The organism is Flavobacterium collinsii (assembly GCF_946903285.1).
Classification (GTDB): Bacteria; Bacteroidota; Bacteroidia; order Flavobacteriales; family Flavobacteriaceae; genus Flavobacterium; species Flavobacterium collinsii.
In genome coordinates this window covers 72,911-87,797 of the sequence record NZ_OX336425.1, presented here as the reverse complement: position 1 = coordinate 87,797, position 14,887 = coordinate 72,911, and the positions used below count along the sequence as shown (strand labels likewise).

At 35.8% G+C, this 14,887-nt stretch carries 14 protein-coding genes; 6 read left to right on the top strand and 8 right to left on the bottom strand.

What is annotated here, in order from left to right; genetic code table 11:
- The first annotated feature begins 93 nt into the window (after positions 1-93).
- Positions 94-870: an ABC transporter ATP-binding protein gene (locus OGZ34_RS00435; protein ID WP_263361835.1), complete on the top strand. Its 777-nt coding sequence runs from the start codon at positions 94-96 to the stop codon at positions 868-870.
- Positions 871-931: 61 nt separating this feature from the next.
- On the opposite strand, the gene OGZ34_RS00430 is transcribed toward OGZ34_RS00435, so the two are convergent.
- Together OGZ34_RS00430 and OGZ34_RS00425 are read right to left on the bottom strand one after the other, a co-directional pair.
- Positions 932-1,390: a tRNA (cytidine(34)-2'-O)-methyltransferase gene (locus tag OGZ34_RS00430; RefSeq protein WP_263361834.1), complete on the bottom strand. Its 459-nt coding sequence runs from the start codon at positions 1,388-1,390 to the stop codon at positions 932-934.
- Positions 1,391-1,484: 94 nt separating this feature from the next.
- Positions 1,485-2,072 carry a pseudouridine synthase gene (locus OGZ34_RS00425; RefSeq protein WP_263361833.1) on the bottom strand — a complete coding sequence of 196 codons (588 nt, stop codon included), beginning with the start codon at positions 2,070-2,072 and terminating at the stop codon, positions 1,485-1,487.
- A 415-nt stretch (positions 2,073-2,487) separates the two neighbouring features.
- Here OGZ34_RS00425 and OGZ34_RS00420 point away from each other — a divergent pair, with 415 nt between their 5' ends.
- Complete coding sequence (locus OGZ34_RS00420) at positions 2,488-5,838, top strand: T9SS-dependent choice-of-anchor J family protein (RefSeq protein ID WP_263361832.1); 3,351 nt, start codon at positions 2,488-2,490, stop codon at positions 5,836-5,838.
- Between the two features lie 112 nt (positions 5,839-5,950).
- Here the strand turns inward: OGZ34_RS00420 and OGZ34_RS00415 are convergent, their stop codons facing one another.
- From OGZ34_RS00415 to OGZ34_RS00395, 5 genes are read right to left on the bottom strand one after another with little or no spacing between them, the layout of a single operon-like run.
- Positions 5,951-6,472, bottom strand: coding sequence for a MepB family protein (locus OGZ34_RS00415; RefSeq protein ID WP_263361831.1), 522 nt, complete (start codon positions 6,470-6,472; stop codon positions 5,951-5,953).
- 51 nt (positions 6,473-6,523) lie between these two features.
- Positions 6,524-8,317, bottom strand: coding sequence for a hypothetical protein (locus OGZ34_RS00410; protein WP_263361830.1), 1,794 nt, complete (start codon positions 8,315-8,317; stop codon positions 6,524-6,526).
- On the bottom strand, positions 8,314-8,865 hold the full coding sequence (locus OGZ34_RS00405; RefSeq protein WP_173967578.1) for an RNA polymerase sigma factor: 552 nt from the start codon (positions 8,863-8,865) through the stop codon (positions 8,314-8,316). Before OGZ34_RS00405 ends, OGZ34_RS00410 begins: the two co-directional genes overlap by 4 nt.
- Before the next feature lie 50 nt (positions 8,866-8,915).
- Entirely contained in the window at positions 8,916-9,314 is a 399-nt protein-coding gene (locus tag OGZ34_RS00400) for a hypothetical protein (protein ID WP_173967579.1), read from the bottom strand.
- A gap of 8 nt (positions 9,315-9,322) precedes the next feature.
- A complete protein-coding gene (locus tag OGZ34_RS00395) occupies positions 9,323-10,198 on the bottom strand; it encodes a protease complex subunit PrcB family protein (RefSeq protein ID WP_263361829.1) in 876 nt (291 codons plus the stop codon).
- Between the two features lie 159 nt (positions 10,199-10,357).
- Between OGZ34_RS00395 and rmuC the strand changes: the two genes are divergently transcribed.
- From rmuC to OGZ34_RS00375, 4 genes are all read left to right on the top strand, one after another.
- Positions 10,358-11,731, top strand: coding sequence for a DNA recombination protein RmuC (gene rmuC, locus OGZ34_RS00390; RefSeq protein ID WP_173967581.1), 1,374 nt, complete (start codon positions 10,358-10,360; stop codon positions 11,729-11,731).
- Positions 11,732-11,819: 88 nt separating this feature from the next.
- Positions 11,820-12,368, top strand: a complete 549-nt coding sequence (locus tag OGZ34_RS00385; RefSeq protein WP_173967582.1) for an acyl-CoA thioesterase — start codon at positions 11,820-11,822, stop codon at positions 12,366-12,368.
- A 200-nt stretch (positions 12,369-12,568) separates the two neighbouring features.
- Complete coding sequence (locus tag OGZ34_RS00380) at positions 12,569-12,961, top strand: VOC family protein (protein WP_263361828.1); 393 nt, start codon at positions 12,569-12,571, stop codon at positions 12,959-12,961.
- 405 nt (positions 12,962-13,366) lie between these two features.
- Positions 13,367-13,936, top strand: coding sequence for a YceI family protein (locus tag OGZ34_RS00375; protein WP_173967584.1), 570 nt, complete (start codon positions 13,367-13,369; stop codon positions 13,934-13,936).
- 3 nt (positions 13,937-13,939) lie between these two features.
- Here OGZ34_RS00375 and OGZ34_RS00370 read toward each other — a convergent pair whose 3' ends face one another.
- Positions 13,940-14,851: a TIGR01777 family oxidoreductase gene (locus OGZ34_RS00370; RefSeq protein WP_263361827.1), complete on the bottom strand. Its 912-nt coding sequence runs from the start codon at positions 14,849-14,851 to the stop codon at positions 13,940-13,942.
- Between the last annotated feature and the right edge of the window lie 36 nt (positions 14,852-14,887).

The following is a 14,887-nucleotide window of genomic DNA, read 5'->3' as shown; positions in this document are numbered from 1 at the left end:
GATTCAACGGATTTTTACAGATTAATTTTAAAAATTAAAAGCGGTGAAAAAACTTAGAACCTTAGCAGCTTAGAACCTTAGTACCTTTAAACAATGACTACTATTTTAAAGACCACGAACTTAAACATCGGCTACAAGTCCAAGAAAGGAGTTGTGACCATTGCTAAAAATTTAAATCTGAGTTTAAGTTCGGGGAAACTTATTTCGTTAATTGGAGCAAACGGAATTGGGAAATCGACTTTGCTTCGAACGATTACCGGAATTCAGCAACCGTTGACAGGACATGTTTTTTTAAATGATAAAAATATAAACACCTATAAACCTTTAGCATTAGCACAAAATTTAAGTTTAGTTTTAACGGAGAAACTACCACCCAGTAATCTGTCTGTTTTCGAATTAGTGGCTTTGGGGCGTCAGCCGTACACCAATTGGATTGGTACTTTAAGTCAAACCGATATCGAGAAAGTTCAGGAAGCTTTGGAGTTAACTCAAATAGAACATCTGGCTCAGAAAAAACATTTCGAAATTAGCGACGGACAATTGCAGAAGGTTTTAATCGCAAGAGCACTTGCACAGGATACGCCACTGATTATTCTGGATGAACCTACGACACATCTCGATTTACTGCACAAAGTTTCGTTGTTTAAATTGCTCAAAAAACTAACCGAGGAAACTCAAAAATGCATCCTGTTTTCGACCCATGATATCGATTTGGCGATTCAGTTAAGCGATGAAATGATCATTATGACTTCTGAATTAGTGGTACAGGACGAGCCTTGCAACTTAATTTCGAAAGGAAGTTTTGCAACCTTATTTAAGGATGAGCATATTGTTTTTGATGCCGAAAAAGGAAAGTTTGTGATTACTTAGAAAATTTGATGGAGTTCTTTACCAATCTCAAAAAAAGATAAAATGCCGAAAGAGTAAACAATTAAATATTCTTTAACCCAATTTGTCTTTTTGCTTCGCCAACCACAAAAGCCACAGAATTGGCAATGTTAAAACTTCGGATTAATTTTGACATTGGGATAGTCAGGTGATTCTCAAAACGTGCTAAGACCTCTTTGCTCAAGCCAACACTCTCTTTACCAAATACCAACCAGTCTCCATCCTGAAAGTCAGTTTCCAAATATGATTTTTCGGCATGAGAACTCATCAGAAAAACTCTTGACTGATCGGGAATCTGCTTAATCCACTCCTCAATATTTTGGTATTCTGTAACCTCAAGATGTACCCAGTAATCCAATCCAGAACGTTTTAGGTTTTTATCGTTAATCACAAATCCGAAAGGGTGAATTAAATGTAATTTACTTTCTGTACCAACGCACAAACGTCCAATGTTTCCGGTATTATTAGGGATTTCAGGTTCTACGAGGACTATGTTTAGCATTTTTTTGAGTTATGGGTTATGAATTATGAGGTGTGAAATTCGAGATGTGAAATGGGTATGTGTGTTTTAGAACTAAAATAATATAATAATTTTCTCATTTACAAATAGTCACATTATCTAAATTAAAATCAGTTACTTCGAGGACATCTCCTGCCTTTAAGTTTTGCAAATATACATTTCCTATGCGAACACGAACCAATCTTAAAGTTGGAAATCCAACAGCTGCCGTCATTTTTCTAACCTGACGAAATTTGCCTTCATTTATGGTAATCGAAGCCCAGGAAGTTGGACCATGACGCTCGTCTCTTATTTTTTTGGCTCGCGGGCCGAAATCAGGAATTTCGGTAACGATAAAAGCAGAGCAGGGTTTGGTTTTGTACTTGCCGCCATCAAAACCTATTTCAACGCCTTTTTGTAATGCCTCAATTGCTTCAGGAGTAATAAGGCCATCGACCTGAACGTAATATTCTTTATCCACTTTTTTGCTTCTCACCAGTTCGCTTACCTTTCCGTCTGTTGTCAGTAAAAGTAATCCTTCGGAATCTTCATCAAGTCTGCCGATTGCCATGGTACCTTCGGGAAAATCGTATAGCTCACCTAAAAGTTTCTTCTTTCTTTTTAATTCGTATATAAATTGACTCAGATAGCCGTAAGGTTTAAAAAGAAGGAAATGTTGGTGCATGCTGTATTTTTTGACTGCAAAGATAACGTTGTTTCATAAAGGACATAAACTTCGGCTGTAATTATTCGGAGCTGGCATTTTTCCTTTTTTCGATGCATAATTTTAAGTAAGAAATGCTTGAATAAAAAGCAAAGCCGTGTTAATTCGTACAAAAAATAAATATCTTGTAAAGTCGCGCCAAATCTAAGAATAATGGAAAGAACTGACGTGAAATTTGATTTTTGCTTGAAAATTTTCACAAAAGCGTGATACGATAAGTTTAAGTTTTCACAATATTCTGTTAACTTTAAAGAATATAAATTTGATTTCTAAAAACTCTATTTTTTTAAACTGTATGAAAAACAATTACTCTGTACGCCATCTCATGGCTTTTTTAAGTTTTTTTTGTTGGTTCGGGAATCTTTTTGCCCAAACCATGCCTACACCCCAATCTATAACGCCTGAATTTGTACAAAATTTTAGTACGTTAGCTGCAGGATCAACAACTTATCCACCAGGTTTTCAGGGTTGGACTGCTAATGCCGGTGCCCCGGGGACAAGCTATAATACAGCCTTAACTGCGACGAACCAAAATCTTCGAGCCAGTAGTACCGCAAACACCAATTCAGGAGGTGTTCACAATTATAACGGGAAGATTGGCTTCTTGGATACAAACAGTTTAGATGCAGCAATAGGTTTTGCGTTTGTAGCTACCAATAGTAAAAATATCCAGGTGAAATATGATGCTATGGTCATCCGTAATCCTTATAACGGAACGACTAATCTTTGTATTTATGAAATGGCACTGCAATACAGAATAGGAACTACTGGACCTTTTATCACCATACCGGAAACGGCTTATTTAAGTGACAAGACGGTTCCATTGGATGTAAATAAGACTGAACCAATTAATAGTAGGACAATTAAAACTAATTTACCTGCTACCTGTAACAATCAACCAATTGTTCAGATTAGATGGATCGCTAAACAGAATGTTGGTGGAGGTGCACGTCCTTCATTTGCGATTGATGATTTAGATATTAGAGAAGATATTGTTGCACCAGTAAGCGCAGTTGGCTATCCAAAAGCGGATAATATCTTATCGGAAAGTTTTGACTTTTCGGATAAATTAGACGAGATAGGAAAGACGTATTATGTTTTAGTACCGGGAGGAAGTGCAGCACCAACAGCCGCACAAATAAAAGCGGGTCAGGATGCTAATAGTGCTGCCGCTTTGCAATCAGGATTTTTAGATGTTACGGATATTACTCAGGTATACACTAAAACTTTTTCGGGTTTAACACTGGATACCAATTATACGGTTTTCTCTGTTACCGAAGATATTTTTGGAAATTTATTGGCTACGCCTGCCAAAGTTGATGCTTCAATTTTAAGTGCACCTGTTCCTTCTATGGTAACAACGGTTTCTGCTTTAGATTTTGGATTTTCAGAAACAGGATTTAACTCAGATAATTTTAATTATCAAATTCAGGGAACCAACATCACAACCGATGTTACCGTAACGGCTACCGGAAAATTCACCGTTTCGAAAGATGGAACGGCGTTTGGAACTTCAGTTGTTTATGCTGCGTCTGACTTCGCTTCAGGAGCAACACCAACTGTTTATGCCAGATTTACACCAGATGCTCTTGGAAGTTTTTCAGGACAAATTGAAAATAAGAATCTTGGAGCAGCAACCAAAACAGTAGCGCTTAGCGGAACAGGAATTGATCCGTACACGCAAGGTTTTAACGATGCGAATGTTTTAACCAATAGCGGATGGACACAGTATAATGTTGCCGGTACTGCAAATAAATGGATTACAACTACTGTGGCCAGAAATATAAATTCGGGAGCAGGAGCAGTAATCATGAACGGATATTCAGATAGTGGAGCGAGTAAAGACTGGTTGATTTCTCCAAAATTACGTCTGGACAATACGGCTAAATTTGATAAAATGATCCTGCTTTCTTATTACTCCCGTAAATTTTATGCAGGTACCGATTTGAAATTAATGGTTTCTACGAATTATGACGGAAAGAGTAATCCAGAAACTGCAACATGGGTTGAGCTAGATGGTAAATTCCCAACTATTACAGGAACTTATGCACAATCGCAATACATTAAATTAGAGGGGTACAAAACGAGTCACACCTATTTGGCATGGGTATATGAAACTACAGCCGGAGGAACAAACAATGCGGCCGAATGGTCATTTGATGATTTTGCCATTACCAATGAGACTGGTTATGTAGATGCAAATCCTGTATTGGATTTTGGAGATGTAAATGTAAGCGCAACCTCTGGAAGTCAGGCTTTCTTACTTAAAGCAGAAGGGCATGGTGATATTACACTAACAGCTCCTGCGGATTATCAGTTGTCTTTAAATGATAATTTATTTCAGTCGAGTGTTGTAGTTAATGCAGCCGATGCCGTAGCATCTAAAAAGATTTATGCGAGATTTGTACCATCGGTAAAAAAATTAACGATTTCAGGAGTATTAACCGTAACCGGAACTGCTTTAAACAAGCAAATTGGATCGTTTACGGGGTCGTCTATACCAAAAGCAGATACATTTGATGTAGTAACCTATAACCTTGAGTTTTTTGGAACCGATGTAAAAGACAAGAGTAATAAAGAATTTGGGCCTATAGACGATGCTTTGCAAATTGAAAATGTGGCTAAAGTAATGAACAAATTAAATGCCGATGTTTATGTAGTGCAGGAAGTTTCAGATGAACCGGCTTTAGATGCTTTGGTACAAAAAATTAGTGTTAACGGTAAAACATTCGACAAAGTAATCTCACCTTCGTGGTCGTACTCTTTTAAACCGACAGATCCAAATTTCCCTCCTCAGAAATTAGTAGTAATTTACAATACACAAACAGCGACGGTAAAAAATACCAGAGTAATGTTTAAAGATTTGTACGATCAAATCCGCGCTAAAACGGTTACACTAAATAATTATCCAAGCCCTGATGGTGACGATGGAGATTTTTTCTCTTCAGGCCGTTTGCCTTATATGGTACAAATTGAAACCAATGTTGGAGGAGTAAAAAAACTACTTAATTTAGTAGACCTTCATGCACGTGCTAACAGCGGATCTGATATGAACAAATACAACATGCGTAAATACGATGCGCAAGTGTTAAAAGACAGTTTAGATCGTTATTATGCCAATTCGAACCTGATTATTTTAGGAGACTATAACGACGATGTAGATGAATCTGTTATCAGTCCAAATCCGTCAACTTATAAAATGTTTGTAGACGATAAAACCAATTACACGCCACTTACTTTAGAAATTAGTAAAGCGGGAGCTTTCAGTTATTTAAGTTCAAATGGATTCTTAGATCACATTATGATTTCGAATGAACTAAACGATCAGTATATTGAGAATTCAATTGCGGTTTATGATCCGCGTAACGATATCGCCAATTATACCAATACCACTTCAGACCACGGTCCTGTAATTGCCCGCTTTGAGCTGAAACCAACATTGTCTGTGATCGATTTTGAAACGAAGAACGGTTATTTTGTTCAAGCTTATCCGAATCCAACTACCGATGTGGTTAACGTGATAGTGAAAACAGCTACTGATAAAAAACTGAAATTGAAATTCTACGACGTTTCAGGTCATTTAATTGGAAATCCTGTTGAAATAAATGCGACTCAGGATTTAAACACAACAGCCGTTCCGGTAAGTTACCTGCAATCGGGGATCTACTTTTACACACTAACCGAAAACAATAAAATAGTTTACAAAGGCAAGATCATTAAGAAGTAAAATGTGAAATGTGAAAAGGAAAGTGATTTGTACTTTCTTTGAAACAGTTTACCAATAGCTTTCAGTAAAAAAGAAAAAGCAGTCCAAAGTAATTTGGGCTGCTTTTTTATATTTAAAATAATGCTTTGAATGCTGTCAGGTTTGTATTGGGGGTGATGGTGTGAAAATAATTCAATTGCCATTGCTGTGTTTTCTGGGCCTGTTTGCTTGTGGTTTCATCCCAGGGCGGATAAACTCGGGTGGCTCTTTTGCCTTCTTTTGTTAGAGTCGTAAAAATCCCTTTTTCTAATAAAACAGTTTTCGGAAAAACAAATTGTCCAAACAAATCATCCTTTCTAACACTTACAATCACAAAATCAATAGGGTCTGAGAAATCAAATGGCTCAATAATACCTGTTGCATTGCGTTTCCATAACGTTACAAATTGTCCCGTTTTCGTAGGCGTAATTTTGGCTGTTCTGTAGCAGATCTGCTTCTGATTGAATTGAAAACGATAGGCATCATACTCTTGGCTTTCGGCTTCCGGTTGAGGTTGCGTTACATCAAAATTACAAGAGTCATAAAGTGTTTCTTTGGCGATAATAAGATCTCCGGGTAGTAATTTCAGATCAGTCCAATTGTTTTTGATTGTCATTTTATCGTTTTTTTCTAAATAATTTTTGGTGAAATTACCACAAAAAGAACTTTAAAAAGAAACATTTAATCCAAAATTCAATCCCCATTGAAACTGATTAAAAGATTGACTGTTTAACGGATTAATGTAATAATTCATCGCAGGTTCGACAAAAACGCTTGTTTTTTTGTAAACACGATATTGTAGGGTACTGCTTAAAGTAGAACCGTAGATATAATCGTTGGCGTTGACGTTTTTTCCGATTGAATTACCATTTAAGGCCATATTATTTGAAATCAGCTTGCCTACAAAACCACCTGTATTCAGATTGATAGTGGTCTTGTTTCTACTAAAAACAGAGTAGGAAACTTCCAAAGGCATTTCGATGTATCGTAAACTTTGGTCTAAGTTTCCGCTTTCAATCGTATTGCTTTCGATATTATTTTGCTTCAATGCATTTGTAGTTGTCTTAGAAACAAATATGTAGCCTGTATTGGTGCTGATTTGAGGCGATGCCGCAACTACTGTTGCATTTTGATTGAAATAGTCATTAGAAGTCATAAAAGTATTAGGAGGTCCATTGCTGATATAGGATACATCGGCAACGCTTTGTCCTAATTCGTTAATTTTAAAACCTGAACCTACAGCCCATTTTTTATTAATTTTATATTTCGTTTTAACTCCGTACGTGTTGCCTTGTTTAGAATCGTTTACATTGCCCAGCGTTTTGTCGTTTTTGTAATTTTCTGAACTGGCTACTCCGGCAAAGACTTCCACAGCCCATTTTTCTCCTTTCGGAATAGTCGTTTTTTCTTCTTTTTCTTTTTTGTTTTCCGGACTAATAATGCCTTTCTCTAAATTTTGAAGTTCTGCGAGCTGAACGGAATCTTGCTTGCTTAAAACAGCGGTAAATTTTGAATTGTTTTTCGAATTGCCCGTTAGTTCTCTGCCAGTGATTGCATTTTCATTTGAAGTTTTGGGATTATTACTTGACAATGAGCCTGGGGTATTTAAAGCAATGCCAAAGTTATTTTTAGAACCCGGCTGCTCTTCAAAAACAGAACCGGATACCTGATTTTTTACATTTGAATTGAATGGATTTGTTTTCCCGGCGTTAAAAGTTTTTTCGGCTAAAATTTGATTAGCCGCTTTTTTGTCAGCACTTAGAAGCTGATTTTTCGAATTTGGATTGAACCCGTTGGTTTTGCCGTAAACATAAGTCTTCTCCCCTAAATTTTGATGAGTAGCTTTTCTCTCCGTGTTTAAAAATTGATTTTTTGAAACGGAATTAAACGCATTCGACTGATTGGATTGGTAGGTATTTGTTTTTGCTGAAACAATTGCTTTTTCGGCTGTAGTCTGATTTTCTTTTCTTTTTGTAACGGTTGAATTTGGAACAGTATTTTCCGAATTAGTTTTGTTTGATGCGTCAGCCTGAGCAACTGCCGTTTTTTGATTTTGATTTTTTATAGAAAGACCGGCTGGATCGGTATTGTTTTTTAGCGAAGGATTGTCAACAGTACCGTTTGATTTTTGCTGCGTAGTACTTACGGCAGCTCCATTGTCTTTATTTTGAATTGCAGGATTTGAATTTGTATTGTTTTTTTTCTCATCGAGAACAATACCATTGTTTTCGACAGAACCATTTTTTATTGTTTTGATTTCTGAAGTAGAATTAAAATGTAAAACAGAAGGAAGCATCAAGCCTAATAATAAGCATGCAGCAGCTGACCACCAAAGAATCGCTTTCTTTTTCTTTTTTGGCTGGTCTAATTTTTCTTCAATCTGACTCCATAATTCAGGAGGTGGAACACTTGAAAAGTTTTCCATCGATGAAAAAATATCTTCTATATTTTGCTTTTTCATGCTATTTTAAAATTTTTTATGCTCATTATTTTTTTTTGCAAAATGTGCTTTGCCCGATTTAAATTTGATTTTGATGTTCCTTCAGAGATTTTTAAAAGTTCGGCTATTTCTTTATGCTTTAGTTTTTCAAAAACATACAGGTTAAAAACGGTACGGTACTGATCGGGTAAATCCCGAATGTATTCCAGCAGTTTTTCCTGTTCGACCGGAGCAATATCTAATTCCTCTTCTTCAACAAAATCGGTATCCGGATCAAAAACATCCAAAAAGAAACTTTCTTTTTTCTTCTTGTTCAGGGTTTCAATCAGCTTATTAATGAAAATACGTTTTAGCCAGCCTTCAAAACTTCCCTCAAATTTATATTGGCCGATTTTTTGAAATACTATGACAAAAGCTTCCTGAAATACATCTTTGGCATCGTCTTCATTTTTCATATACTTTAGGCAAATACCATATAAAACAGGAGAGAACAACTGATAGATTTTCAGTTGTCCCTCTCTGTCATTTTTGATGCACAGCCGTATGTATTTTTCTAAATCGTCTTTCAAAAAAGTGGTTTATTTGGTTTTGCAAAAATAGTTTTTATAAGCTTATAAAACTATCTTTTGTAAATAGTACGAGATGCATCAGTGTTATTACTAACAATTGTTAGGTTTTGATTGTCAAGGTTTTCTATGAGGTATGTCTTCCCTTCAAAGGTAATTAAGTCATGTTCGGCCTGATCAAAGTAACCAATTCCTTTTTCGATTTTATAAGTGCTATTTCTTATTTCAACATTATTTTTGTACGTGATCACTCTTCCGTTAGGCGTAAAAACAATTTTTTTGTTAAACCCGATAGTCTTTGGAGTTGCCGTATAAGGATTATCGCTTCCTCCAATTGATTTTTCCCAAATCCAAGTATTCACAATTGAACCGGAATTGATACTTGTAGCTTCCAGTGAATATGCCGACGAAAAGAGACAGCATACAATAATAAGCAAGAAATATTTTTTCATAAATCTAATTATTTTAAACTTGTTATTTTGTCTTTAATCGCCTTTTTGAAAGCTTTTACTTCGGCACTTTGATCAGTAGTGTCGTTGTTGTCAATGAAAATTTTAGTAACGCTTATTCCCTGACGAAGTTCAAAGTAAATACCTCCCTGATCTGCAGAATCAGGAGAACCATATGTTTTTGTTTGCCCTTTTAAGGCTAAAATTTCTGCAGGTACCGTTTTTAAGAATAATGTATAATCTCCTTTTTTAGTTGTTGCGGTATATCGGTATTGATTAAAATCATAAGCACCGGCTTTAACGTTTAGGAATTTTTGAATATTAAAATCATTGATCTGATAAAATTTTTGGCAATCTGCGCCAGTACATTGGCCGCTAAAGCTACCAATTATGATACCATCACGGTTTTCTGCGACTTTATTAAACAAAATAGTTTTGGTTGTTTTTGGAATCAAAATGAAATCTGATGGATATGTCGCTCCCGGAGCAATAACTTCGCCCACTTCAGGTGCTTTTTCGTAGTAGTTGATTAAAACTTCGCATTTGTTTTGTACAAGAGAGGTTATTTTAATCTGATAACCGCTTGTAGGTTTAATTCCTGCGAAAATACCAACAACCATATCCTTGGTAAAATCGATAGGTATAATCGTGGCATTTGGACAAGTATTTTCTTTTTTGGTGAAGTAAGCATTTAGTCTTTCTTCAGAACCGGCTAAAAATGCGACAGGATTGGTAGGTAAAGATTTAACACTATAGTTGCATAAAAGTGGAATTCCTGTAAAAGCTAAGTCTTCACTTTCTCCACAAGCTACATTCATATCTTCATTATTTAAGGAGCAGGCACTGAATCCAAAAGCTATAAACAAGCTTAACATTAATTTTTTCATGATAAAATTTTAATAGTTTATAATTAGTAGATGCCTTTTTTTTGAAATGGTTGCGTGAAAAATATTTTTTTTTTATTTTAAAGGAGATCGTGAAATTTCTAATTTAGAATTAGGGACTATGTAGAATTGCGTACTTTTACTTCGTATAAAAACAAAATTATGTCTGAACTTCTTCCGTACTTGTTGGCTTTTGTAGTAGCGTTATGCTTAGGGATATACTTAGGGAAATTGTTGTTTGCCGCACGATTTCAAACCGAAAAAGTAAGTCTGGAGGAAAGGCTGAAGGCAATTGTCAATCAATTACAGGTACAGAAAGAGCAGTTTGAAAACGAAAGAAGAAGTTTTGAGAAACAGCTTCATTCCAACAGTTCAGAAAAAGAAAATATACGAACCGAAAAAGACAGTTTGGCTATTCAGCTTTCTAAAAAAGAAGTAGATTTTGAAAACTTATGGGAACGCCACAAAGAACAAAAGAACGAAGTAAGCGAACTACAGGAGAAGTTTACCAAGGAGTTTGAAAATTTAGCCAATAAAATTCTGGAAGAAAAATCAGCAAAATTTACCGAACAAAACAGTGAAAATATGAAAAGTATCCTATTGCCGTTACAGGATAAAATTCAGGGTTTTGAACAAAAGGTAGAACAAACACACAAAGAGAGTATTGATTACCATGCGGCTTTGCGCCAGCAGATTTTGGGACTGAGTGAAATGAACGCCCAAATGAGTAAAGAGACCTTAAATTTAACCAAAGCTTTGAAAGGCGACAGTAAAATGCAGGGAAACTGGGGGGAATTGGTTCTGGAACGTGTTTTAGAAAAATCAGGTTTAGAAAAAGGAAGAGAATACGAAGTGCAGCAAAGCTTTACCAATGCGGAAGGGAACAGGGTTTTACCCGATGTTGTAATCAATTTACCCGATGGTAAAAAGATGATCGTTGATTCTAAAGTTTCTCTGGTAGCCTACGAAAAATGGATCAATGAAGAATCAGAGCTTCTTAAAATAGATTTTCTCAAAGAACATGTAAATTCAATTAAAAGACATGTGGAGCAATTGGGGAGTAAAAATTACCATGATTTGTATCAAATTGAGAGTCCGGATTTTGTGTTGCTGTTCATTCCGATTGAACCTGCGTTTGCGATTGCATTAAACGAAGATTCGACTTTGTACAATAAAGCATTTGACCGAAACATTGTTATTGTTACTCCTACAACCTTATTGGCGACTTTACGAACGATTGACAGTATGTGGACAAACCAAAAGCAACAGGAAAACGCCTTTGAAATTGCCAGACAGGCAGGAGCGCTGTACGATAAATTTGAAGGCTTTGTAACAGATCTGGTGCGAATAGGTAATAAAATAAAAGACACCAAAACGGAGTACGAAAATGCCATGAGCAAGCTCGTAGACGGAAGAGGAAATTTAATTTCAAGTGTCGAAAAATTAAAGAAAATGGGAGCGAAGGCCAAAAAGTCACTTCCTGAAAATATTATTGCAAGAGCTTCAAATTCAGATGAAAATCAATCTTTAAACTAAAATAGAAATATAAAAGTCTTGACACTGGATGTGGTTTCATCAGGACTGTCTATAAAAAACTTCTCCGTTTAATTACAAATAAAAATATATGACTGCAGATTTTAAGCCCGTTTCTTCATCAAAAATAAGTATCTCAGAATTAATGCTGCCATCGCATACCAATTTTAGCGGAAAAATCCATGGAGGATATATTTTGCAGCTATTAGATCAGATTGCTTTTGCATCGGCCTCAAAGTTTAGCGGTAATTATTGTGTGACCGCTTCTGTTGATACTGTAAATTTCTTAAAACCGATTGAGGTTGGAGAATTGGTGACCATGAAAGCATCGGTAAATTACGTTGGAAGAAGTTCTATGATTGTAGGGATTCGTGTGGAAGCCGAAAACATTCAGACCGGAGCCATCAAACATTGCAATTCTTCCTATTTTACAATGGTGGCTAAAGACAACGAAGGAAAGAGTGTACCTGTTCCGGGACTTATATTATCCAATTTAGAAGAGGTGAGACGCTTTAGAAAATGCATCAAACAAATTGAATCTAAGAAAGAAGTCGAAGAACACGCACGAATGACAGATGTTAATTCTATCGAAGATCTCGCAAGTTTAGACCAGTATAATGTGCATTTAGAGATTCACTAGGATAAGGGTTTAGGATGTGAGATGTGAGATGTGAAAAATATTTACAAAAGAAACACATTCCTTTGGCATAACGCTCTGCGTTTTATTACAAGTGAAACGCCTTTTTCGGTTAGAGAATCTATGTTTCTATGTGTTAGAAGATTTTTTATGTGCGTCAGACCCAATTAATATATTTTACAATCAAATTAAATCAAATACAAATGGTAAAGTTTGGATATACAATTTTATATGTCGAAGAAGTAGAAAAGTCCGTGTCTTTTTATGAAAAAGCATTTGGATTTTCAAGAAAATTTGTAACTCCTGAGGGAGATTATGGCGAATTGAGTACAGGCGAAACCACAATTTCGTTTGCTTCAAAAAAATTAGCTGCGCAAAATCTAAAAGATGGTTTTATCGAAAGCAAACCGGAGGAGAAACCTTTTGCTATCGAATTGGGTTTTGTAACCGATAATGTAGAGGATTTGGTAGCGAAAGCAACTTCTTCAGGAGCGCTATTAGTAAAGGAACCTACTCAGAAACCATGGAGACAAATTGTCGCTTATGTGCGTGATTTGGACGGGTTTTTAATCGAAATCTGTACTCCTGTTCAGTAAGAGCGTTATGAAGCTTCAGTTCTATTGATGGCAGTTTGTGTGGTCTCTTTAGGGCTAAAGTCAGAACACAAATTCCACGAATTTGCACAAATTTAATCGGTTAACCATGTTTGTGAAGTTAATTTCACAAACAGATTAGTAGCAATTGGTGTAATTTTTTATAGTTGCGTCCACACGGTAGCCCTTCAGGAGTTCTTTTGGGTAAGTGAAACATTCACAAATATTTAGTAAAAATCGGCAACCGTACTGCCGAAAAAATCGTAACTTTAAGTATAAATGATTGGGTTACTGTTTTTTCACGGAGTACTGCCATTCTATTTTTTTTAAGCTCATATTAAGTCCAGTTATTTCTCTTCTTAAAATAAGAAAAAATCGAATGACATAATTGTTTAATTCTTAACGATTATGAAAAAAATTACATTATTAGTTTTACTGTTTATTGCTTATTCCGTTATTGCCCAGGATAAACTTTTTACCAGTACCGCAAGCATAAATTTTGAAGCTTCGGTGCCCTTTTTTGAAGATGTAAAAGCGGTAAACAGACAGGTCACAATTGTTGTGGAGCCTCGAACAAGTACATTTATTTGTACCGTTGTTGTTAAAGATTTTCGATTTAAATTAGACCTGATGCAGGAACATTTTAACGAAAACTATATGGAGAGTCATCGTTACCCAAAAGCTGTTTTTAAAGGGAAAATTGAAAAATTTGATCTAAAAGATATAGACGAAATCGAAAAAGAATATCAAATCAAAGGCAAGCTGGTACTACGGGGAAAATCGAAAGAGATTATGGTAAACGCATTGATTAAAAAAGTGGGAGACGGAATCCAGATTGTTTCAGATTTCCCTATTTTAATCTCTGATTTTAATATAGAAATTCCGAGCAGAATAGCAGCTAAGATTTCTAAAACAGTGAATACCGAATTAATCGGAGTGGTCAGAGGTGGAGATCCAATGTATTTAACTTTAAAGTAAAGCCTAATTCAGGCAGCTAACCAGCGCGCTTTCTAAATCGGTAAACTGAAATTCGAATCCCGTTTTTTGTATTTTTTCAGATGAAACCCGTTGCCCTTTCAGGACAGCTTCGCTCATTTCGCCTAAAATAATTTTAAGAATAAAGGCAGGTACTTTTGGGAGCCAGATTTTATAACCGTATAAATTGGCAAGTGATTTTGAAAAACTAAGGTTCGTAGTATTGTCTGTGATGCAGGCATTATACGGACCTTTTATATTTTCGTCTGTAAGCGCTTTTAAATAAACCTGACATAAGTCTTCAATATGAATCCAGGGAAGGTATTGTTTTCCGGTGCCCAGCACTACACCAAAACCATTTTTGAAATTAGGCCCAAGTTTTTTTAGAAAGCCTTCATTTCTTCCCAAAACAATTCCGGTTCTTAGTTTAGCAGTTCGGATACCTAAAGCATTAATTTTATCTACTGCCTGTTCCCATTTAACACAGGTTAGGCCTAAGAAATCATTTGCGGGAGGGCTATCCTCTGTACAAATAGTAGAACTGGTAACGGCTCCGTAAATTCCAACGGCCGAAGCCGAGATAAAAGCATCCAGCACTTTATTGTTTCTCTTTAAGATTGAAAAAATCAGATCGATGGGTTGTACACGACTCTCTAAAATGACTTTTTTACGTCTTTTGGTCCATCTTTTTTCAACGATTCCTTCACCTGCTAAATGAATGATGTAATCAGCCTGAAGAATAGCTTCTTCGTTGATATAATCACTTTTTAAATTCCATTTATAATAGGTGATTAATGAGGTGTTTTCTCGGGCAGTACGACTCAAAATCGATACCGTAAAACCACTGTCAATGAGTAGATCGGTTAGTTGTTTTCCAACAAATCCAGTGCCTCCGGTTAGTAAAACATTCTTTGCCATGATAGTTTATAATATATTTAACAGTGCATTTTGTTT